The organism is Variovorax sp. ISS6 (genome assembly GCF_056523145.1).
Genome location: NZ_JAWRZC010000001.1, coordinates 469,541 through 488,774, shown reverse-complemented (window position 1 = coordinate 488,774; position 19,234 = coordinate 469,541). Strand labels below are relative to the sequence as shown.

Here is a 19,234-nt window from a genome sequence, read left to right as displayed (position 1 = left end):
TTCATGGCCGGGATATGACACGCGGCGCGCGGCGGGCGATCCGGTCGCGCGAGGAGTACGAAAGCTCGCAGCGGCCGCGCGCGCTACGGCATCTGGACCGTCGCCAGGTGCGCGCGCACGCCGTGCCTGAAGGTGTAGAGCGCCAGTTGCGGATGCAGCAGGTCGCCCTTCGCATCGAAGGAGATCCTGCCCGTGAGCCCGGCGTAGTCGCGCGTGCGTGCCAGGAAGGGCAGGTAGGTCTCGGGGTTCGCGGAATCGGCGCGGCGCATCGCATCCGCGAGCAGTTTCACCGCGTCGTAGGAATACAGCGAGACCAGCTCCGGGTCCATGTCGAAGCGCTGGCGGTAGGCCTTCCGGAAGTCGCGCAGCCGGCCTTCGCGGTCGTCCTCGATCTCGCCCGAGGCCGCGCAGAACACCTGGTCGTCGCGCGCCGCGCCGCCGGCCAGGCGCAGCAGCTCGTTGTCGCAGATGCCGTCGCCGCCGAGCATGCCGGCACCGAGCCCGAGCTGCTTCATCTGGCGCAGCATCGGGCCGGCCATCGCGTACATGCCGCCGACGAAGATCGCATCGGGTTGCTGTGCCTTGATCGCGGTGAGGATGGCCGAGAAGTCGCTGCTCCTGTCGCTCGCATGTTCGCGGCCGACGATGGTGCCGCCCGCACGCACGGCGGCCTTGGCGAACTCCTCGGCGATGCCGTGGCCGTAGGAGCTGCGGTCGTCGACGATCGCGAAGCGCTTCATGCGCAGCCGCTGCACCGCATGGGTGGCGATCGCGTCGCCGATGTTGGCGTCGCCCGCGACGATGCGGAAGGTGGTCTTGAAGCCCTGCTCGGTGTACCTGGGTGCCGTGACCGAAGGCGAGACCTGCGGGATGCCGGCTTCGCTGTAGAGCCGCGAGGCGGGAATGGCCGAGCCCGAGGTCTGGTGGCCGACCACGCCGTGGACCCTGGCGTCGACCAGCTTCTGCGCGGCCGCGGTGCCCTGCTTCGGATCGCCCGCATCGTCCTCGGCCATCAGCTCGAAGCGCGCGCGTCGTCCGCCGATGCGCAACTGCTGCCGGTTGAGTTCGTCCACGGCCAGTTGCCCGCCCTTCTGGTTGGCCTTGCCCGAGACGGCCAGCGCGCCGCTCATGGGCGCGACCAGGCCGATGCGGATGGTCTGTTCCTGCGCGAGCGCGCCGAAGGCGAGACCGGCCAGCGCGCTCGCCAGCACGCGCTTCGCGATGCGCGACGAAGAAGGCTTCATGGGGTCTCCCGCGCCGCGAACCAATGGGCCGCGAACTCGCGCACCACCTGCACCAGCTTCTGTTCGCCCTTGCTGGCCAGCCGCACGAGCGCGACCGGGATCGACAGCTCGAGCTGCGACTCGACCGTGATGCGCCGCAATCGGCCCGCGGCGATCTGCTCGCCGGCGGCCGCGAGCGCGCCGAAGAAGATCGCGTCGGAGCGCGCCGTCGCGGCGATCAGGGGCTCGAGTTCCTCCGACTCCACGGTGGTCGAGTGGCGCACGTCGTCGCTCAGGCCGTAGTGCTCCTTCGTCAGCGTCGCCACCTCGTCCGACACGTCGGTGCTGAGGATCGGGTACTGCAGCAGGTCCTGCATCGTGACCGCCGCGCGCGCGGCCAGCGGATGGCCGACGCGGCAGATGGCACCGCCCGCGAGGCCGCCCAGGCGCTCGACCACGAGCTCGTCGGACAGCACCAGCGAGCGCGCGTCGATCAGGACGGCGTCGATCGAGCGGTCGCGCAGCGCGCTCATGAGAAAGCGCGCCGTGCCGCGGCGCACCAGCAGCTTCACGCGCGGATGCGCCTCGAGCACGTGGTTGATGAAGTCCGCGCTCATGCACGCGCCGGGGCCGGCACCGAAGCCCACGCGCAGCGTGCCCTCGAGCACGGCCTCGTCCCTCACGCCGACCGAGAGGTTGTCGACGTCGACCAGCAGCCGGCGCGCGCGCTCGACCACCAGCGAGCCCGCGGCGGTGGTGGTGCAGCGCCGCCCGAGCCGCTCGATCAGCGGCACGCCGATTTCGGCCTCGAGCGACTGGATGCTCTTGCTCAGCGCCGATTGCGTGAGATGCAGGTTGGCGGCCGCGCGGCTGAAGGAGCCGGTCATCGCCAATTCGATCAGGTGCGCCAGCTTTCTTGTCTCCATGAGGATCCGGAATAGGTAAATCGAAAATCTTTCGTTAGACGCTGGCAGGACCGGGCACTACAGTCCGCCCCCGGGAGTGCGCACCCCCCAAAAAAGCCTGGCGAGCATGCCAGAGATTCACAACTTGAGGAGACTCACAGTGCCCTTCACGCACGCCACGTCGCGCCGCGCATTTCATTCCCTGATCCTGTTCGCCACCATCGGTATTTCCGCTTGCGGCGGTGGCGGATCGGGCACCGCCTTCGCCCCCGTCGTTCCCGCCGCGCCACCGGCGCCTCCGGCCGAGAGCACCACGCTCAACGCGGGCGCGGTGGCATCGCCCGACCAGTTCGGCGCGGCCGCCGCCAAGCAGATCCTCGACGCGGGCGGCAATGCCGTCGATGCCGGCGTCGCTACCGCCTTCGCGCTCGCCGTGACCCTGCCCGAGGCGGGCAACCTCGGCGGCGGCGGCTTCATGACGACCTGGATGAACGGCAAGCCCTATTTCCTCGACTTCCGCGAGAAGGCACCGGGCGCGGCCACGCCCACCATGTACCTCGACAAGAACGGCGACGTGATCCCGGGCCTGAGCCTCGACGGCTCGCTGGCCGCGGGCGTGCCGGGCTCGGTCGCGGGCATGTGGACCGCGCACCAGCGCTTCGGCAAGCTCAGCTGGGCGCAGGTGCTGGCACCGGCCATCGCCTATGCGCGCAACGGCTTCGTCGCGTACTCGACGGCCGAGCTGACCACCGTCAACAGCCGCTCGAACTTCAACAAGTACTTCGGCGGCAAGATGATCAAGGGCCAGCTGTTCAAGCAGGCCGAGCTGGCCGACACGCTGCAGCGCATCAGCGACAACGGCGGCAGCGAGTTCTACACCGGCAAGACGGCCGACCTGCTGGTGGCCGAGATGGGACGCACCGGCGGCCTCATCAGCAAGAACGACCTGAAGAACTACCAGGCGGTGTGGCGCGATCCCGTGGCCATCGACTGGAACGGCCACACGGTCTACACCGCGCCGCCGCCGAGTTCGGGCGGCTTCGGCATTGGGCAACTGCTCAAGATGAAGAAGGACCTCGAGCCGCAGTTCGCCAAGGCGCCGCTCAACTCGGCGCAGTACGTGCACCTGACGGCGGAGATGGAGAAGCGCGTGTTCGCGGACCGCGCGCAGTACCTCGGCGACTCGGACTTCTACCAGGTGCCGATGCTGAAGCTGCTGGCCGACGACTACCTCAAGGGCCGCGCGGCCGAGGTCAACCCCGCCACGCCGACGCCGCTGGCCAAGGTGAAGCCGGGCCTCGGCACCGACCCCGTGCCGCCGGTCAGCACCGGCGAGAAGCCGCAGACCACGCACTTCTCGGTGGTCGACAAGTGGGGCAACGCACTGGCCATCACCTACACGCTCAACGGCGGCTTCGGCAGCGGCATCGTGGTCGAGGGTGCGGGCTTCCTGCTCAACAACGAGATGGACGACTTCTCCGCCAAGCCCGGCGTGCCGAACCAGTTCGGCGTGGTCGGCGGCGATGTCAACTCGATCCAGCCCAACAAGCGCCCGCTGTCGTCGATGAGCCCGACCATCGCGGTGAAGGACGGCAAGCTCGCGCTGGTGCTCGGCACGCCCGGCGGCTCGCGCATCTTCACGGCGGTCTACCAGGTGCTGGTCAACGTGCTCGACTACAAGCTGCCGCTCGACCAGGCGCAGGCGCAACCGCGCTTCCACCACCAGCTCCTGCCCGACAACGTCATCTACTACGAGGCCGAGCGCTTCCCCGCGGCCACGGCCGACAACCTGCGCGCACGCGGCTGGACGATGCAGGACGGACTGGCCGGCGGCCAGAACATCCAGGCGATCCAGGTCGTGGGCAACGCGCCGGTGCCGGTGTCCGACCCGCGCAATCCCGACGGCCTCGCGCTCGTGGTGGCGCCGAAGCCCTGATGCGTTGACGTGAAAAAGGCGGTGAAGGCGTTGCCGCCTTCACCGCCTTCACTGTCTTGTGCAGGACGAACGCCGGTGGCGTCAGACCACCGTGCCGCTGACCTCGCCGAGCCCAATGCGCACCGCGCCCGCGCGCTCGCACCAGCCGCGCATCACCAGCGTGTCGCCGTTCTCGAGGAAGGTGCGCTTCTCTCCGTTGGGCAAGGTCACCGCCTGCTTGCCGCCGAGCGTGAGCTCCATCAGCGAGCCGGCCTGGTCGGGCTTCGGGCCCGAAAGCGTGCCCGAGCCCAGCAGGTCGCCGGGCTGCAGGTTGCAGCCGTTCACCGTGTGGTGGGTCACGAGCTGCGCCGCGGTCCAGTAGGCGGCCTCGGTGGTGTTGCCGAGCGTGAGGCGCACCGGCGCCTCGCCGGCCTCGCGCATCTTCGCGGTCTGCAGCAGCACCTCGAGCGTGATGTCGAGCGCGCCGGCTGCGCGGTTCGACGGCGCGTCGAGGTAGGGCAGCGGCTGCGGATCGCCCTCGGGCCGCTCGAACTTCGCGCGGAAGGGCGCGAGCGCCTCCATGGTCACGATCCACGGCGACAGCGTGCTCGCGAAGTTCTTCGCGAGGAAGGGGCCGAGCGGCTGGTACTCCCAGGCCTGCAGGTCGCGCGCCGACCAGTCGTTGAGCAGGGTCACGCCGAACAGGTGCTCCTCGGCCTCGCCGATGGCGATCGGCTCGCCGAGCGCATTGCCGCGGCCGACCAGGAAGCCGAGCTCGAGTTCGTAGTCCAGGCGCTTCGACGGACCGAAGCTGGGCTCGGCGGCATCGGGTGCCTTGGTCTGGCCCTGCGGGCGCTTGAAGACCTGGCCGCTCACGCCGATCGACGAGGCGCGGCCGTGGTAGCCGATCGGCACCCACTTGTAGTTGGGCATCAGCGGCTGGTCGGGACGGAACAGCTTGCCGATGGTGGTCGCGTGGTGGATGCCGGTGTAGAAGTCGGTGTAGTCGCCGATGCGGCAGGGCACGGTCATCTCGGCCTGCGCCTGCGCGACGAGCGCCTTCGACCAGGCGGCCTGCTTGTCGCTGCCTTCGGCGAGGCCGGCCGAGAGCGCGGCGCGCAGCGCCTGGCGCTCCTGGGTGCCGGCGGCCATCAGCGCGTTCATGTCGTCGCTGTCGACCAGGCCCGCGGCGCGCAGGTCGAGCACCTGGTCGCCGATGGCGACGCCGATGCGGAAGGCCTCGGTGCTGCCGGCGGCGCGGAAGCGGCCGAAGGGCAGGTTCTGGATCGGGAAGTCGCTGCCGGCTTCATTGGCCGAGGCGACCCAGCTGCGCAGTTTCGGGTCGTGGGTGGCGTTCAGTGCGGTGGTCATGGATGTGTCTTTCGTTGCTGTGTTCGGTTCACTCGGCCGTCATGCCGGCCTTCTTCGCCACCTCGCCGAGCCGCTGGTACTCGGTCTGCGTGAGCGTGGCCAGTTCCTGCGCGCTCGAGCCGCGCGGCGAGAAGCCGGCCTGCGCCAGCTTGGCTTTCACGTCGGGCTGCGCGAGCGCCTCCACGAAGGCCTCGTTGAGCGCCTTCACGATCGGCGCCGGCAGGTTGGCGGGGCCGTAGACGCCGAACCAGGGCTCGAGCGCATAGCCCTTGAGGCCGGCCTCGGCGATGGTCGGCACCTCGGGCAGCGAGGGCGAGCGCGTGGGACCGGCCACGGCCAGCGCGCGCAGCTTGCCGGCCTGGATGTGCGGCAGCGAGGCCGGCAGGTTGTCGAACATCAGGCCGATGTTGTTGCCCAGCATGTCGGTGATGGCCGGGCCGCTGCCCTTGTAGGCCACGTGCGTCAGCTCGGTGCCGGTCATCTGCGCGAACATCACGCCGGCCAGGTTCATCGAGGTGCCCGCGCCCGCGGTGGCGTAGGGCATGCCCGGAGTCTTCTTCGCGGCCGCGATCAGGTCGGCCACCGACTTGATCGGCGAGGCCGCCGGCACTTCGAGCACGATGGTCGAGGTGCCCAGCAGGCTGATGGCCGTGAAGTCCTTGCGCGGGTCGAAAGCCATCGACTTGTAGATGTGCGGGTTCAGCGCATTGGTCGAGATGGCGCCGAAGCCGATGGTGTAGCCGTCGGGCGCGGCCTTGGCCACGGCATCCATGCCGATGTTGCCGCCCGCGCCGCCGCGGTTGTCGATCAGCACCGGCTGGCCCAGCTTCTCCGACACCTTCTGGCCCACGGTGCGCGCCACCAGGTCGGTGGTGCCGCCCGGGGTGTAGGGCACGATGAAGCGGATCGGCTTGGCGGGGAAGTCCGCGGCCTGCGAGAACAGGGGCGCGGCGAGCAGCGCGAGGACGGCCGCGCGGCGCGTCAGTGCGAAGACGGGGTTCATGGCTTGAACTGGTCCTTGAGGCCGGCCCAGCAGTCGGCGTAGTCGGTGTCGAGCGCCTTGCTTTGCAGCGCGAAGTTCGTCGGGATGAAACGGTAGCGGCTCTCGAACATGAAGGCCAGCGTGTTGTCGAGCTTGTGCGGCTTGAGGTCGGCGTGGGTGGCCTTGTCGAAGGCTTCCTCGTCGGGGCCGTGCGGCACCATGCTGTTGTGCAGGCTCGCGCCGCCGGGCTTGAAGCCGCCGGGCTTGGCGTCGTACTCGCCGAGCACCAGGCCCATGAACTCGCTCATCAGGTTGCGGTGGAACCACGGCGGACGGAAAGTGTTCTCCATCACCATCCAGCGCGGCGGGAAGATCACGAAGTCGCAGTTGGCGGTGCCGGGCGTGTCGCTGGGCGAGGTCAGCACGGTGAAGATCGAGGGATCGGGATGGTCGAAGCTGATCGAGCCGATCACCATGAAGTGCGCGGTGTCGTACTTCACGGGCGCGAGGTTGCCGTGCCAGGCAACCACGTTGAAGGGCGTCTGCTTCATCGGCGCGTGCCAGAAGCGGCCGCCGAACTTCTTGACGATCTCGTAGCCGCCTTCTTCCGTTTCGAAGGCCGCCACCGGCGCCTGGAAGTCGCGCGCGTTGGCCAGCCCGTTCGAGCCGATCGGGCCGAGTTCGGGCAGGCGGAAGTGCGCGCCGTAGTTCTCGCAGACGTAGCCGCGCGAGAGACCGTCGGGCAGCGCCACCTTGAAGGCCATGCCGCGCGGCAGCAGCGCGATCTCGCCGGGCTTCACCTCGAGCACGCCGAGCTCGGTGGTGATGACCAGCCGGCCCTGCTGCGGCACCACCAGCATCTCGCCGTCGGCGTTGACGAAGGCGCGCTTGTCCATCGAGCGGCCCGCCAGGTACATCAGCGAGCCGATGCCGACCTGCGACTCGGCATCGCCGTTGGCCGCGATGGTGTGCATGCCGTCGACGAAGTCATGTTCCCCCGCGCCGTCCAGCGGCTGCGGATGCCAGCGCAGCGGCTCGGGCGGCAGCGCGATCTCGCGGTCGGCGCCGGTGGTCCAGTGCGCCTGCGCATAGGGCTGGTAGCGGCCCGACACCACCGAGGGCTGGCGGCGGTAGAGCCAGGTGCGGCGGTTCTCGTGGCGCGGCGCGGTGAAGGCGGTGCCCGAGAGCAGCTCGGTGTAGAGGTCGAAGGGCCCGCGCTGCGGGTTGTTGCGGCCCTGCGGCAGCGCGCCGGGCACGGCCTCGGACGCGTATTCGTTGCCGAAGCCGCTCTGGTAGCGGCGCTCGGTGGCGGGAGTTGCGGCGGTCATGGTGTCCTCACTGGGTGGTGTTCATTTCGCGGCCGCGAGCGCTTCGCGCAGCACGGGCAGCGAGCCGATGTGGTTGGCCAGCAGCAGCACGAGGCGCGCGTTGTACGCATGGCTTTCCTCGGTGCTCAGGCCCTGGTGCGCCTCGATCAGCGCTTCGTAGAAATCGTCGGGCGCCTCGAGGTGCGCGTCGGTGATCAGCGTGGGGGTGGATGCGGTCATGGCAATGTCTCGCTGCGTGTGGTCTCAGGCCTTGCCGAGCGCGCGGTCGAAGGCCGCGCGGATCTGCGCGGACGATGGCGCGCGCCAGCGCGCGCTCACATGCTGGTCGGGGCGCAGCAGGTAGACGGTGCCGGGCCGCGCATCGTAGCGCCGCACGGCCAGTTCGCTCGCTTCGCCCGCGGGCACGCGCACGGTGCGCAGCGGCAGCGCCGCGGCCTCGATGGCGCGCAGGCTCCGCGCGACCGCCGCGTCGTCGGCATCGCCGAACACCAGCGCCGTGAAGCCGTGCGCGCGGCCGAGCTCGCGCAGCAGCCAGCCGCTGCCGCCGTCGGCGAGTGCCACCGGCGCGTCGGCCGCGGCCGCGCCCGGCACCATCGCGCCCGCGAAGCCGTCGCCATCCACGTCGGGCGTGTTGAGCGGCGAGCCGCGCAGCACGGAGGGCACCGACAGCCGGCCGCTGTTGACCAGCGTGCGCGCGAAGGCGTGCTGCCGCGTCAGCGCCAGCACCGCGTCGCGGAACAGCCGGCTGACCTCGCTCTTGGGTGTGATGAAGTCGGTGGCGCGCGTGGAGTTGCGGATGTTCTCGTCGGCCGCATACTCGCGCTCGCCGGCATAGCTGTCGAGCAGCGCATCGGGCGCCTCGCCGCGCACCACGGCGGCCAGCTTCCAGGCCAGGTTGTCGGCGTCCTGCACGCCCGAGTTGGCGCCGCGCGCGCCGAACGGCGACACGCCGTGCGCCGAGTCGCCCGCGAACAGCACGCGGCCGTGGCGGAAGCTGTCCATGCGCTGGCAGGCGAAGGTGTAGACGCTGGCCCAGCCGATCTCGAACTGCACGCCCGCGTGGCCGATGCTGTCGAGCAGCGCGCGCACGCGCGGCACGATGCGCTCGGGCTTGCGCTCCTCCACCGGGTCGGCCTCCCAGCCGAGCTGGAAGTCGATGCGCCACATGCCGTCGGCCTGCTTGTGCAGCAGCACGCTCTGGCCCGGATGGAAGGGCGGGTCGAACCAGAAGCGGCGCTCGGTCGGCAGCTGCGCGTCCATCGTGATGTCGGCGATCAGGAAGCGGTCGCGGAACACGCGGCCCTTCGATTCCTGGCCCAGCAGCTGGCGCAGGTTCGAGCGCGAGCCGTCGCAGGCGCTCACGTAGTCGGCGGCCAGCCGGTACTCGCCCTCGGGCGTCTCCACGTTCAGCGTCGCGCCATCGGCGTCCTGCGCGATGCCGGTGACCTTGTTGTTCCAGCGGATGTCGATCAGCGGCAGCTGCGCCGCGCGCTCGGCCAGGTAGCCCTCGACGTAGTACTGCTGCAGGTTGATGAAGGCCGGGCGCTCGTGGCCGGGCTCGGGCAGCAGGTCGAAGCGGTAGACCTGCTCGTCGTGGAAGTAGACCTTGCCGATGTTCCACGACACGCCCTTGTCGACCATGCGGTCGCCGCAGCCCAGCCGGTCGAAGACCTCGAGCGTGCGCTTGGCGAAGCAGATCGCGCGCGACCCGGTCGACAGGGTGTTGTCGTTGTCGAGCAGCACCACCGGCACCTGGCGCAGCGCGAGGTCGATGGCCAGCGCCAGGCCCACGGGGCCGGCGCCGACCACCACCACCGGGTGGCGCGCGGGCGGGGCCGCGTCCTGGTCGGGGTGGCGGCGGTAGTCGAAGCGCAGGCTCTGGTAGTCGACCTGCGCGGCTTCGGTGGCGAGTGCGTTCACGTCCGTTGTCTCCGTCTCTTCTGTCCTGCCGCTCCCTCGGCGGGGAGGGAGCGCCCGTCTCAGCCTTCGAGCGCCTTCCACATCTCCACGTCGCGCTCGGCGGTCCACACGCGCGGGTCGACATGGCCCGAGGCCTCGTCGTAGGCGCGGCTCACGTCGAACGGCATGCAGTGGTCGAAGATCACCCACTGGCTGTACTTGGGCTTGAGCTTCTCGTAGGTGTCCTTGTAGACCGCGTTCAGGTCGCGCCCGGCCTTCACGCCTTCCTGCACGCTGGCGTAGACGTCGGCGATGAAGTCGCGCGTGCCCGTCAGGCCCTCGGCCACGGCCTCGGGCGTGGTCAGCGCGGCGCCGCGGCCCGGCACCAGCGCGGCGGGCTTGAGGGCGGCGACGTTGTCCAGCGTCTGCGGCCAGTCCTTGAAATAGGCATCGCCCGCGTACGGCGTGGCGCCGAACTCGACCAGGTCGCCCGAGAGCAGCGCACGCTCCTGCGGCAGCCAGACCACGGTGTCGCCCTTGGTGTGGCCGCGGCCGAGCTGCAGCAGCTGCACCTCGAGCTTGCCGAGCCACAGGGTCATCTTGCCGGTGAAGGTCATGGTGGGCCAGGTCAGGCCCGGCGGCACGGTCTCGACGTTCTGGAACAGGCGCGGGAAGCGGCCGATCTCGCTGGCCTTGTCCTGCTCGCCGCGCTCGACGATCAGGTCGCGCGTGTCCTGGCTGGCCAGGATGTGCTCGGCACCGTAGCCGGCCGCGCCCAGCACGCGCACCGCGTGGTAGTGCGTGAGCACCACGTACTTGATCGGCTTGTCGGTCACCTCGCGGATGCGGCGCACCACGTCGGCCGCCATCGCGGGCGTGGCCTGGGTGTCGGCCACCAGCACGCAGTCGTCGCCGATCACGATGCCGGTGTTCGGGTCGCCCTCGGCGGTGTAGGCCCAGGCGTGCTCCGAGATCTGGCTGAAGGTGACCTTCTTCTCTTCCATGTCGGCCTGGCTGGCGAATTTCTTGGCTTGGCTCATCGTGTGTCTCCGGTGGAGTGGGTGGGTGGATCGTGAATTCGTCTAAATCGAACGAATTTGCGGTTAACGAATTTCCGCGAGTGTAAGCCGCGAATCGCTTCATGTCTAATCCCCACTCCATGAACGAAGCACAACCTGACGCCGACCGCGCCCAGCGCGGCATCCAGAGCATCGAGGTCGGCGGCCAGCTGCTGCGCGCGCTGGTGCACCACGGCCGGCCGATGGCGCTCAAGGACCTGGCGCGCGAGGCCGACATGACGCCCGCCAAGGCCCATCCCTACATGGTGAGCTTCGGCCGGCTGGGGCTGATCGAGCAGGACCGCGCGAGCGGCCACTATCTGCTCGGCCCGCTGGCGCTGCAACTGGGCCTGATCAGCCTGCAGCAGGCCGACCCGGTGCACATCGCCACGCCGGCCATCGCCCAGCTCGCGCAGCAGACCGGCCACACCATCGCGCTGGCGGTCTGGGGCGCGCGCGGCGCGACCATCGTGCGCACGGCCGAATCGCCCTCGCCGGTGCACGTCAACATGCGCCACGGCACGGTGTTCTCGCTGACCAACACGGCCTCGGGCCGGGTGTTCGCGGCCTACCTCGACGCCGAGCGCGTGCGCGAACTGCTCGAGGCCGAGCGCCAGCGCCAGAAACAGCGCAAGGCCGAGCCCGCGCCGCCGGCCGGCATGCCGCCGGTGCAGCCGCTGCCCTCGTGGGCCGATTTCGAGCGCCAGCTGCGGGAGGTGCGCGCGCACGGCATCAGCCGTTCCGACGGCGAGGTGATCGAGGGCGTGAGCGCCATGGCCGCGCCGGTGTTCGACCACACGGGCGCGATCGTGCTCGCGATCACCGCCATCGGCCCGGCCGGCATCTTCGACACGACCTGGGACGGCGCCATCGGCACCGCGCTCAAGGGCTGCGCCGACGCGGTGTCGCAACGGCTGGGGGCGAGCCGCCGATGAACGCGTCGAATGCCGTGGCCGCGGGCCTCCAGGCCCTCTCGCTGTCCGTCTCCCTCGCCTTCGCGGGCGGTGCCGCCGCGGCCGACGACGGCCCCTGGCCCACCGCCGGCTGGACCGTCGCCACGCCCGCCTCGCAGGGCATGGACCCGGCCGAGCTCGCGCGGCTGGTCGAACTCGGCGCCACCCACCAGCTCGACAGCCTGCTGGTGGTGCGCCACGGCCGCATCGTGGTGGAGGCCTACTACGCGCCGTTCCGCCCCGGCCTGCGCCATGCGGTCAACTCGGTCACCAAGGCCGTGGTGGGCACGCTCGCGGGCATCGCCATCGAGGACGGCAGGCTGCGCCTCGACGACCCGGTGTTCGACGGCGCCACCGATCCCCGGCGCAGCGCGGTCACGGTCGCGCACCTGCTCGACATGACCTCGGGCATCGACTGGACCGAGCCGCTCAACGACCGCGGCAAGCCGGTCTCGCTGATCGAGATGGAGCGCGCGAGCGACTGGGCCGCCTACGTGCGCGGCCGCCCGATGGCGCAGGCGCCCGGCGCCGGCTTCAACTACAACAGCGGCAACTCGCAACTGCTGTCGGCGCTGCTCGCGCGGCGCACCGGCGGCGACCTGCGGGCCTACGCCGCCGAGCGCCTGTTCAAGCCGCTGGGCATCGCCGACCTGCGCTGGCGCCAGGACCCGCAGGGCCTGCCCGTGGGCGGCTTCGGCCTCGCGCTGCAGCCGCGCGACATGGCGAAGATCGGCCAGCTCTACCTGCGCGGCGGCCGCTGGGAAGACCGCCAGCTCGTGCCGGCCGCCTGGGTCGCGAAGAACCTCGCGGCCACGGTCGAGATGAAGGACCTCGGCACGCCGGGCTTCTTCTATGCCAACGGCTGGTGGACCCTGCCCGCGCGCCGCGTCTACATGGCCATGGGCCACAACGGCCAGGGCATCGTGGTGCTGCCCGAGGCCGACGCGGTGGCGGTGTTCACGAGCACGCGCGCGGCGCCGGTGCCTCTGCTGATCGAGCGCATCCTTCGGTCGGTCAAGGCCGGCGGCGCCGTCGCCGACGATGCCGCGGCCCAGGCCGCGCTCGAGGCCGCGGTGGCGAAGGCCACGGCCGAGAAGCCCTCCGAGGCCGGCCCGGTGCCCGAGGCGGCGCAGCGCCTCGCGGGCCGCACCTGGCGCTTCGGTGCCAATCCGATCGGGCTGCGCAGCCTGCGGCTCGAGCTCGATCCCGCGAACCCGCGCTACGAGGTCGTGACCGCCGCGCGCCGCCCCGGCGGCGCCGACGAGCGCTTCACCGCGCCGATCGGCCTCGACGGCCTGTTCCGCACCAGCCCCGCGGGCGGCCCGATGCCGGTGGTCGCCACCCGGGGCCGCTGGAGCGATGCGCGCAGCTTCGACGTGGAGGCGCGCATCCTCGGCGAACCGCTGCGCACCCGCTACCTGCTGCGGCTGCGCGAAGATGGCGCCGAGGGCATCGACCTCGTCTTTTCCAACTCCTACGGCTTCCAGGCCGAAATGCGCGGGGAGCCCGCGCCATGACCATGAACGCTTCCTTCGCCAGGCTCTGGCTCTGGATCTTCGGCATCGGCTATGCCGTGCTCGTCGGGCTGCTGCTGCAGACCCTCTTCACGCCCGCGCCCTACGGCGACCTCGCGCGCATCGGGCGCATCTCCGACCACGACTTCGGCTGGCGCATCGACCCGCCGCACGTCGACCCCGCGCTGCTGCGCGGCGTGCCGCTCGAGCAGGCCGACATCCTGGTGATCGGCGACAGCTTCTCGGCCACGCACCGCTGGCAGTCGCAGCTCGCGAAGGCCGGATACGGCGTCGCCACTACCTACTGGCAGGGCATCGACGAGACGCTGTGCGACGACTTCGACGGCTGGCTCGCGGCCGGCGGCTTTCGCGGCAAGCTGGTGATCGTCGAGAGCGTGGAGCGGCTGGTCGATTTCCGGCTCGAGCGCTCGCAGGCCTGCCGCGAAATGAAGAAGCCGCTGGCGGCGAATCCCGAGGTGCCGTCGCCGCCGCTCGACAGCGTGCCGGGCTTCGCGCTCAACTGGGAGGGCCAGCTCTACGCCGGCTTCCTCACGCAGCGCTGCACGCGCGCGGCCATCGAAGGCAAGAAGCGCAGCGGCTGCGACCAGCAGACGCGCGCGCATGCGGTGCCCGACGGCTGCGCGCTGTTCAGCAACCGGCGCTGCGAGATGGCGCTGTTCCTGGGCCAGGACGAGGCCAGCCGCGAACTCACGGCCGCGCACGCGGCGCAGCTGCAGGCCTTCGGCAAGGCGCGCGGCACGGTGCCGATCCTCTGGATGATCGTGCCCGACAAGACCACCACCTATCTCAAGCCCGCGCATTCGCGGGACTTCGTGAAGGCCTTCGGCGAGGCCGGCCTCGGCCCCGACCTGTACGCCTTCGCGCAGCAGCAGAAGACCGCGATGCGCGACTTCTACATGCCCAACGACACCCACATCTCGATGCAGGGGCAGCTGGTGCTGGGCGACCGCATGGTGCAGGCGGTGAAGGAGAAGCTGGCCGCGCCGCGCGGGGGCTGAGGCCGCGAGGCCGTTCAGCCCTTGCGGCCGCCGAACAGCACCAGCACGCCGCCCACCACGATCGCCGCGACGCCGGCCCAGGCCGGGAAGTTCACTGTCTGCTTCTCCTTGACCGACAGCTCGATCGGCCCGAGCTTGGCCTGGTGCGTCTCGCGCGTGAAGCTGAAGCCGCCGAGACCGAGCCCGGCGATGCCGGCGACGATCAGGATGATGCCGACGATGCGGGTGACGTTCATGTGCGTTTCCTCCATCCTTGGACCGAAGTGGCCGGCGGCAGCTTACTACCGCGGCTGCTGCTGTTGCTGCTGGTCCACCCACTGCACGATCTCGGCGATCGCCGCGTCGCTGGCCGCGGCCAGCGCCTTCACACCGCCCGGTGCGTCGGCGCTCGGCGCGGGCCGGCGCACGGTGATCAGCTTCTGGCCCAGCACGCGGTCGCCGCCGGTGCCGCCGCGCACGAGCGTGACGCGCAGCCGCACCAGGCCCACGCTGGCGGTGGGCGAATCGAAGTAGTGGCTGAACTCGTCGAGCGAGAGACGCAGCGTGTCGGGCACGCGGCCCTCGGCGCGCGCGATGGTCGCGCTCTCCTCGGGGCCGAGCACGGTGCGGCGCTCGGCCAGCGTGTCGCGCAGCCGCTGGCGCAGCAGCTGCGCGGGCGACAGGCTCCAGCGCGACTGGCCGTAGGGCTTGAGTTCGTTGGCGTCGGCATAGCCGAGGCGGTAGAGGATCTGCGTGCCGTCGAGCCGCGGATTGGCCTCGATCTCGGGCAGCGCGATCATGGCCTGCGCCGCCGGCGCGCTGCTCGCCTGCTGCGCCGCCATCGGCCCGGGACCGAAGTCGTAGAGCGTGGCGCGCTGGGGCTTGTCGGGCAGCGCGCCGCAGCCGGCCAGCAGCAGCGCGAGGCCGAGGCCGAGAAGGGGATGCGTGGCGTTCTTCATGGTCGTTGTCCTGCCATCGTGGATGCAGTGGCCGCTCAGGGCCTGGCGCCGCTGCCCGAGGCGGGCGGCGGCGAGAAGCCCGGCTCGCCCGGTCCGGCCGCCGCGCCGCCGTTGCCGAACAGCAGCGATTGCGGGTTGTCGTTGATGCTGTCGGCCGCGCGGCCGAGCCGGCGCACCGCGTGCGAGGTGTCGTCGGCCACGCGGTTCACGCGCGGCAGCGTGGCGGCGTTGAAGGAATCGACCGCCTGCGCCAGCGCCTTGGTGCCGTCGCCCAGGCGCTGCACCGGGCCGTCGGGCGCATTGAGCCGGGTCACGGTGCCGTTGAAGTTGTTCGCCACGCGCGAGACGTCGCCCGCGGCCTTCTTCACCGAATCGAGCGTGTCGGGCAGCCGTTGCAGCACGGGGGCGACGCCGGTCTTCACGGTGCCGTCGAGGCGCAGCATCAGCTGGTTGGCGCTCGAGGTCGCGGCCGCGATGTTCTCGAGCGCGTCGGCCACGCGCTTCTGGTTGTCGTCGTTGAGCAGGCGGTTGGCGCGCTTGGTCACCTCCTCGACCTGGTTGATGATCGCCTCGCCGCGGTCCTGCAGCTGGGCCAGCATCGAGGGCTTGAGCGGGATGCGCGGCGGATCGCCGTTGTCGGGCTTGAGCGCCACGTTCGATTCGCCCTTGTCGTCCAGCGCGATGAAGGCCAGGCCGGTCACGCCCTGGTAGCTCAGCGTGGCGAAGCTCGAGGTGGTCAGCGGCACGCGTTCGTCGACCGTGATGCGCACGCGCACGTTGCCCTTCACCTTGGGGTCGAAGTCGATCAGCGTGACCTTGCCGACCGCGATGCCGCGGTAGCGCACCATCGCCTGCGGCTGCAGGCCGCTGACCGGGTCGCGCGTGGAGAGCTCGTAGATGTTGCGCACGGTGCTGTCGCGCGTGAACCAGACCACCAGTCCCACGAGCACGGCGAGCAGGCCGAGCACGAAGGCTCCGGCGGCGAGGGCATGGGCCTTGTTTTCCATGGACTACCTTTCGGCGCCGCCGGCCCCGGGCCGCGGCGCATGTGATTCGGGGGCGGGTTTGTCGTGCAGCGCCTCCAGGGCGCGCTGGCCGCGCCCACCGAGAAAGTACTCGTGGATGAAGGGATGCGGGTAGGCGATCACCTCGCGCGCGGTACCGCTCACGATGACCTTCTGGTCGGCCAGCACCGCGATGCGGGTGCTGAGGTCGAACAGCGTGTCGAGGTCGTGCGTGACCATCACCACCGTGAGGCCGAGCTCGCGGTGCAGCCCGCGCAGCAGGTCGCAGAAGCTGTCGGAGGCCTCGGGGTCGAGGCCGGCCGTGGGTTCGTCGAGCAGCAGCAGCGGCGGATCCATGATCAGCGCGCGCGCCAGCGCCACGCGCTTGATCATGCCGCCCGACAGGTCGGCCGGGCTGCGGTTCGCATGGCGCGGCTCCAGGCCCACCATCTGCAGCTTGACCAGCGCCGCGTTGCGGATCAGCTCGTCGGGCAGCAGCTTGAGCTCGCGCAGCGGAAAGGCGATGTTCTCGAGCACGCTGAAGGCCGAGAACAGCGCGCCGTGCTGGAACAGCATGCCGACGTTGGCCGCGCCCGCCGCGCTGAGTTCGCCGGGCGCCTGGCCCAGCACCTCGACCGTGCCCTTCGAGGGCTTCTCCAGGCCGAGGATCTGGCGCAGCAGCACCGTCTTGCCGGTGCCCGAGCCGCCGACCAGCGACAGCACCTCGCCGCGCGCGATGCGCAGGTCGAGGTCGCGGTGCACCACCTGCTCGCCGTCGGTGTTCCTGAACACGGTCCACAGCCGGCGGATGTCGACCACGGTCTCGGGCGCGGCGGTGGAAGGCGTGGCCTGCGCGTTCATCCGCGGAACCCGATGCCCTTGAACAGCACGGCGAACAGCGCGTCGACCAGGATCACCGCGGTGATCGAGGTCACGACCGACGAGGTGGTGCCGCGCCCCAGGCTCTCGGTGTTGGGCTTGACCTTCATGCCGAAGTAGCAGCCGATCAGCGCGATCAGGATGCCGAACACCGCCGACTTGGCGGTGGCCAGCCAGAGGTTGGCGATCGGCACCGCGCGCGGCAGCGCCGAGAGGAAATAGGCCGGCGAGATGTCGAGCGCCGCGTCGGCCGCGAGCATGCCGCCCAGGAGCGCCGCCATCGAGGTCCACAGGCTGATCAGCGGCATCGCGATGGCGAGCGCCAGCACGCGCGGCATCACCAGCCGGAAGCCGTGCGGGATGCCCATCACGCGCATCGCGTCGAGCTCCTCGGTCACGCGCATCACACCGATCTGCGCCGTGATCGCCGAGCCCGAGCGGCCCGCGATCAGCACCGCCGCGAGCACCGGGCCGAGCTCGCGCACCAGCGACAGGCCGAGGATGTTGACCACGAAGGTCTCGGCGCCGTACTGGCGCAGCTGCTGCGAGATCAGGTAGGCCAGCACCACGCCGATCAGCAGCCCGACCAGCGCCGTGATGTGCAGCGCCGTCGCGCCGAACTGGTAGAGGTGGCCCGAGAAGTCGCGCCAGGGCCCGCGGTGCGGCGCCGCCAGCAGCTTGCCGACGTCGATCGTGAGCTGGCCGATCAGCCCGACGAAGTCGCGCACCACGCCCATCGCGCGCGGGCCGTTGTGCGAGAAGTCGCGCAGCCGCTCGGTCAGCGTCCTGGCCGGTTCCTCGGGCGTGCCGACCGTGTATTGCGCCACCTGGTCGAGCACCGCCTTGTGCCGCGGCGCCATCTCGAGCGTGGCCGGCCAGTCGTGGCGCCAGCGCTCCCACAGCAACTGCGCGCCGATGTGGTCGAGCTGCGTGATCGGGCGCAGGTCCCAGGCCGCGTCGTCCTGCCTGGGCAGCGCGTCCAGGCTCTTCGCGAGCGCCTGCCAGTCGGCGGCCGAGGACATCGCCAGCGTGGTCCAGCGGCCGCTCGCCACGATCCAGCGCCGGCCGTCCTGTTCGCGCGACTCGATGCGGGGGCTCGCGCCGACGTCGGCTGCAGCGGGGCTGTCGGCAGGCGTCGTGGTGGAGGGCATGGTCCGGGGGGCGGGTGGGAAGAGGAGGAAGGAGGAGCGAAACGAACCAAAGGTTTCAAAATGCAGCGCGCATCCTAACCGTAGGCCCCGGGGCGCCATGTGCGACCGAACCCTGGATTACGTAGGGAAGCACGCCGTTTTTCCTGAGGCCTTTCTTAACTTTTCGTGAAACCTTTTGGAGGCTCAGCTCCAGGCGCGCGTCAGCGCATCCCAGGCACTCGCGATCACCGGCTCGTTGCGCCGCGCCGCCAGCGACACGAAGCGCAGCGCGCAGTCGAGCTGCACCCGGTCGGCCAGCACCAGCCCGTGGGCCTGGCTCTCGCGGATCGCGATCGAGTCGCGCAAGAGGCTCAGGCCCACGCCCGACTTCAGCAGGTCGAGCATCGAGGCCTCCTGGTCGACCAGCGCCACGCGGCGCGGCGCCAGGCCCAGCGGTCCGAACACGCGCTCGAGCAGCCGGTGGTGCGCCGATTCGGGCGGCGTCGCGAGCCAGGGCAGCGCCGCCAGCGCCTTCCAGTCGCGCCCCGTCACCTGAGGTCCCCAGCCGGCCGGCGCGACCACGCGGTAGGTGAAGCGCGTGAGGGTGCGCGCGGCCAGCGCGGCATCGCCGCCGTCCGCATCGCCATCCGCATCGAGATGGAAGCCCACGTCGAGCTCGCCGCGCAGCACCTGCGCCAGCACCGTGCCGCTCATGCCGTGGCGCAGCTCGGTCTCGATCTGCGGCGCCGACTCGACCAGCTCGCGCAGGAACATGCCCAGGCGCGTGAATTCGGGGTCGAGGATGGTGCCGATGCGCAGCGCGCCGCGCACCGTCGACTGCAGGTTGCGCGCCGCCTGCTGCAGGTCGCCCACCGCGGCCAGCACGCGCTCGGCCTGCGGCAGCAGCGCCGCGCCGTCGGCCGTGAGCGCCAGCCCGTGCGGCGTGCGCGTGAACAGTTGCAGGCCGGTGTCCTCCGCCAGGCGCTTGAGCTGCAGGCTCACGGCGGGCTGCGTGAGGTGCAGCCTGGCGGCGGCGCGCGAGACGCTGCCTTCGCGCGCGGCCAGCACGAAGGCGCGCAGGATCTGGAGGTCCATCGGGGCGGCGGCAGTCATATA

At 70.8% G+C, this 19,234-nt stretch carries 18 protein-coding genes; 4 read left to right on the top strand and 14 right to left on the bottom strand.

Annotation, left to right across the window (positions count from 1 at the left end; genetic code table 11):
• Positions 1 to 83: 83 nt before the first annotated feature.
• Both AC1HIL_RS02190 and AC1HIL_RS02185 read right to left on the bottom strand, forming a co-directional pair.
• On the bottom strand, positions 84 to 1,244 hold the full coding sequence (locus AC1HIL_RS02190; RefSeq protein WP_479671048.1) for a branched-chain amino acid ABC transporter substrate-binding protein: 1,161 nt from the start codon (positions 1,242 to 1,244) through the stop codon (positions 84 to 86).
• Positions 1,241 to 2,149: a LysR family transcriptional regulator gene (locus AC1HIL_RS02185; protein WP_296732693.1), complete on the bottom strand. Its 909-nt coding sequence runs from the start codon at positions 2,147 to 2,149 to the stop codon at positions 1,241 to 1,243. Before AC1HIL_RS02185 ends, AC1HIL_RS02190 begins: the two co-directional genes overlap by 4 nt.
• A 106-nt stretch (positions 2,150 to 2,255) precedes the next feature.
• On the opposite strand from AC1HIL_RS02185, the gene ggt reads away from it, so the two are divergent.
• Positions 2,256 to 4,064 carry a gamma-glutamyltransferase gene (ggt, locus tag AC1HIL_RS02180; RefSeq protein ID WP_479671047.1) on the top strand — a complete coding sequence of 603 codons (1,809 nt, stop codon included), beginning with the start codon at positions 2,256 to 2,258 and terminating at the stop codon, positions 4,062 to 4,064.
• Positions 4,065 to 4,145: 81 nt separating this feature from the next.
• On the opposite strand, the gene fahA is transcribed toward ggt, so the two are convergent.
• Genes fahA through AC1HIL_RS02150 form a run of 6 tightly spaced genes read right to left on the bottom strand, consistent with a single transcriptional unit; the run spans position 4,146 to position 10,663 of the window.
• Positions 4,146 to 5,414 carry a fumarylacetoacetase gene (gene fahA / locus AC1HIL_RS02175; protein ID WP_413762086.1) on the bottom strand — a complete coding sequence of 423 codons (1,269 nt, stop codon included), beginning with the start codon at positions 5,412 to 5,414 and terminating at the stop codon, positions 4,146 to 4,148.
• 28 nt (positions 5,415 to 5,442) lie between these two features.
• Entirely contained in the window at positions 5,443 to 6,417 is a 975-nt protein-coding gene (locus tag AC1HIL_RS02170; protein ID WP_203203250.1) for a Bug family tripartite tricarboxylate transporter substrate binding protein, read from the bottom strand.
• Positions 6,414 to 7,724, bottom strand: coding sequence for a homogentisate 1,2-dioxygenase (hmgA, locus tag AC1HIL_RS02165; protein WP_413762088.1), 1,311 nt, complete (start codon positions 7,722 to 7,724; stop codon positions 6,414 to 6,416). Before hmgA ends, AC1HIL_RS02170 begins: the two co-directional genes overlap by 4 nt.
• A 21-nt stretch (positions 7,725 to 7,745) precedes the next feature.
• The gene (locus tag AC1HIL_RS02160; RefSeq protein WP_057593179.1) at positions 7,746 to 7,943 is read right to left on the bottom strand and encodes a DUF2783 domain-containing protein; all 198 of its coding nucleotides are present in this window, start codon (positions 7,941 to 7,943) and stop codon (positions 7,746 to 7,748) included.
• A 24-nt stretch (positions 7,944 to 7,967) separates the two neighbouring features.
• Complete coding sequence (locus tag AC1HIL_RS02155) at positions 7,968 to 9,644, bottom strand: FAD-dependent oxidoreductase (RefSeq protein WP_479671046.1); 1,677 nt, start codon at positions 9,642 to 9,644, stop codon at positions 7,968 to 7,970.
• Positions 9,645 to 9,703: 59 nt separating this feature from the next.
• Positions 9,704 to 10,663, bottom strand: coding sequence for an MBL fold metallo-hydrolase (locus AC1HIL_RS02150; protein WP_057593181.1), 960 nt, complete (start codon positions 10,661 to 10,663; stop codon positions 9,704 to 9,706).
• A 119-nt stretch (positions 10,664 to 10,782) separates the two neighbouring features.
• On the opposite strand from AC1HIL_RS02150, the gene AC1HIL_RS02145 reads away from it, so the two are divergent.
• From AC1HIL_RS02145 to AC1HIL_RS02135, 3 genes are read left to right on the top strand one after another with little or no spacing between them, the layout of a single operon-like run.
• The gene (locus AC1HIL_RS02145; RefSeq protein ID WP_479671045.1) at positions 10,783 to 11,616 is read left to right on the top strand and encodes an IclR family transcriptional regulator; all 834 of its coding nucleotides are present in this window, start codon (positions 10,783 to 10,785) and stop codon (positions 11,614 to 11,616) included.
• Positions 11,613 to 13,151 (top strand): serine hydrolase domain-containing protein, encoded by a 1,539-nt coding sequence (locus tag AC1HIL_RS02140; RefSeq protein ID WP_296732686.1) that lies wholly within the window; start codon positions 11,613 to 11,615, stop codon positions 13,149 to 13,151. Before AC1HIL_RS02145 ends, AC1HIL_RS02140 begins: the two co-directional genes overlap by 4 nt.
• Positions 13,148 to 14,167: an alginate O-acetyltransferase AlgX-related protein gene (locus AC1HIL_RS02135; RefSeq protein WP_064262236.1), complete on the top strand. Its 1,020-nt coding sequence runs from the start codon at positions 13,148 to 13,150 to the stop codon at positions 14,165 to 14,167. Before AC1HIL_RS02140 ends, AC1HIL_RS02135 begins: the two co-directional genes overlap by 4 nt.
• Positions 14,168 to 14,181: 14 nt before the next feature.
• Here AC1HIL_RS02135 and AC1HIL_RS02130 read toward each other — a convergent pair whose 3' ends face one another.
• From AC1HIL_RS02130 to AC1HIL_RS02105, 6 genes are all read right to left on the bottom strand, one after another.
• The gene (locus AC1HIL_RS02130; protein ID WP_479671044.1) at positions 14,182 to 14,403 is read right to left on the bottom strand and encodes a hypothetical protein; all 222 of its coding nucleotides are present in this window, start codon (positions 14,401 to 14,403) and stop codon (positions 14,182 to 14,184) included.
• 45 nt (positions 14,404 to 14,448) lie between these two features.
• The gene (locus tag AC1HIL_RS02125) at positions 14,449 to 15,105 is read right to left on the bottom strand and encodes an ABC-type transport auxiliary lipoprotein family protein (protein ID WP_479671043.1); all 657 of its coding nucleotides are present in this window, start codon (positions 15,103 to 15,105) and stop codon (positions 14,449 to 14,451) included.
• 35 nt (positions 15,106 to 15,140) lie between these two features.
• Positions 15,141 to 16,112 (bottom strand): MlaD family protein, encoded by a 972-nt coding sequence (locus AC1HIL_RS02120; protein ID WP_479671042.1) that lies wholly within the window; start codon positions 16,110 to 16,112, stop codon positions 15,141 to 15,143.
• 3 nt (positions 16,113 to 16,115) lie between these two features.
• Positions 16,116 to 16,970, bottom strand: a complete 855-nt coding sequence (locus AC1HIL_RS02115; protein ID WP_413762093.1) for an ABC transporter ATP-binding protein — start codon at positions 16,968 to 16,970, stop codon at positions 16,116 to 16,118.
• Entirely contained in the window at positions 16,967 to 18,139 is a 1,173-nt protein-coding gene (locus tag AC1HIL_RS02110) for an MlaE family ABC transporter permease (protein ID WP_479671041.1), read from the bottom strand. Before AC1HIL_RS02110 ends, AC1HIL_RS02115 begins: the two co-directional genes overlap by 4 nt.
• Positions 18,140 to 18,322: 183 nt before the next feature.
• Complete coding sequence (locus AC1HIL_RS02105) at positions 18,323 to 19,213, bottom strand: LysR family transcriptional regulator (RefSeq protein WP_261210097.1); 891 nt, start codon at positions 19,211 to 19,213, stop codon at positions 18,323 to 18,325.
• Between the last annotated feature and the right edge of the window lie 21 nt (positions 19,214 to 19,234).

Bases quoted from the DNA above. Each gene is read 5' to 3' on its own strand.
- AC1HIL_RS02190 (WP_479671048.1), bottom strand. From the start codon at position 1,244: ATGAAGCCTTCTTCGTCGCGCATCGCGAAGCGCGTGCTGGCGAGCGCG.
- AC1HIL_RS02185 (WP_296732693.1), bottom strand. From the start codon at position 2,149: ATGGAGACAAGAAAGCTGGCGCACCTGATCGAATTGGCGATGACCGGC.
- ggt (WP_479671047.1), top strand. From the start codon at position 2,256: ATGCCAGAGATTCACAACTTGAGGAGACTCACAGTGCCCTTCACGCAC.
- fahA (WP_413762086.1), bottom strand. From the start codon at position 5,414: ATGACCACCGCACTGAACGCCACCCACGACCCGAAACTGCGCAGCTGG.
- AC1HIL_RS02170 (WP_203203250.1), bottom strand. From the start codon at position 6,417: ATGAACCCCGTCTTCGCACTGACGCGCCGCGCGGCCGTCCTCGCGCTG.
- hmgA (WP_413762088.1), bottom strand. From the start codon at position 7,724: ATGACCGCCGCAACTCCCGCCACCGAGCGCCGCTACCAGAGCGGCTTC.
- AC1HIL_RS02160 (WP_057593179.1), bottom strand. From the start codon at position 7,943: ATGACCGCATCCACCCCCACGCTGATCACCGACGCGCACCTCGAGGCG.
- AC1HIL_RS02150 (WP_057593181.1), bottom strand. From the start codon at position 10,663: ATGAGCCAAGCCAAGAAATTCGCCAGCCAGGCCGACATGGAAGAGAAG.
- AC1HIL_RS02145 (WP_479671045.1), top strand. From the start codon at position 10,783: ATGAACGAAGCACAACCTGACGCCGACCGCGCCCAGCGCGGCATCCAG.
- AC1HIL_RS02140 (WP_296732686.1), top strand. From the start codon at position 11,613: ATGAACGCGTCGAATGCCGTGGCCGCGGGCCTCCAGGCCCTCTCGCTG.
- AC1HIL_RS02135 (WP_064262236.1), top strand. From the start codon at position 13,148: ATGACCATGAACGCTTCCTTCGCCAGGCTCTGGCTCTGGATCTTCGGC.
- AC1HIL_RS02130 (WP_479671044.1), bottom strand. From the start codon at position 14,403: ATGAACGTCACCCGCATCGTCGGCATCATCCTGATCGTCGCCGGCATC.
- AC1HIL_RS02125 (WP_479671043.1), bottom strand. From the start codon at position 15,105: ATGAAGAACGCCACGCATCCCCTTCTCGGCCTCGGCCTCGCGCTGCTG.
- AC1HIL_RS02120 (WP_479671042.1), bottom strand. From the start codon at position 16,112: ATGGAAAACAAGGCCCATGCCCTCGCCGCCGGAGCCTTCGTGCTCGGC.
- AC1HIL_RS02115 (WP_413762093.1), bottom strand. From the start codon at position 16,970: ATGAACGCGCAGGCCACGCCTTCCACCGCCGCGCCCGAGACCGTGGTC.
- AC1HIL_RS02110 (WP_479671041.1), bottom strand. From the start codon at position 18,139: ATGCCCTCCACCACGACGCCTGCCGACAGCCCCGCTGCAGCCGACGTC.
- AC1HIL_RS02105 (WP_261210097.1), bottom strand. From the start codon at position 19,213: ATGGACCTCCAGATCCTGCGCGCCTTCGTGCTGGCCGCGCGCGAAGGC.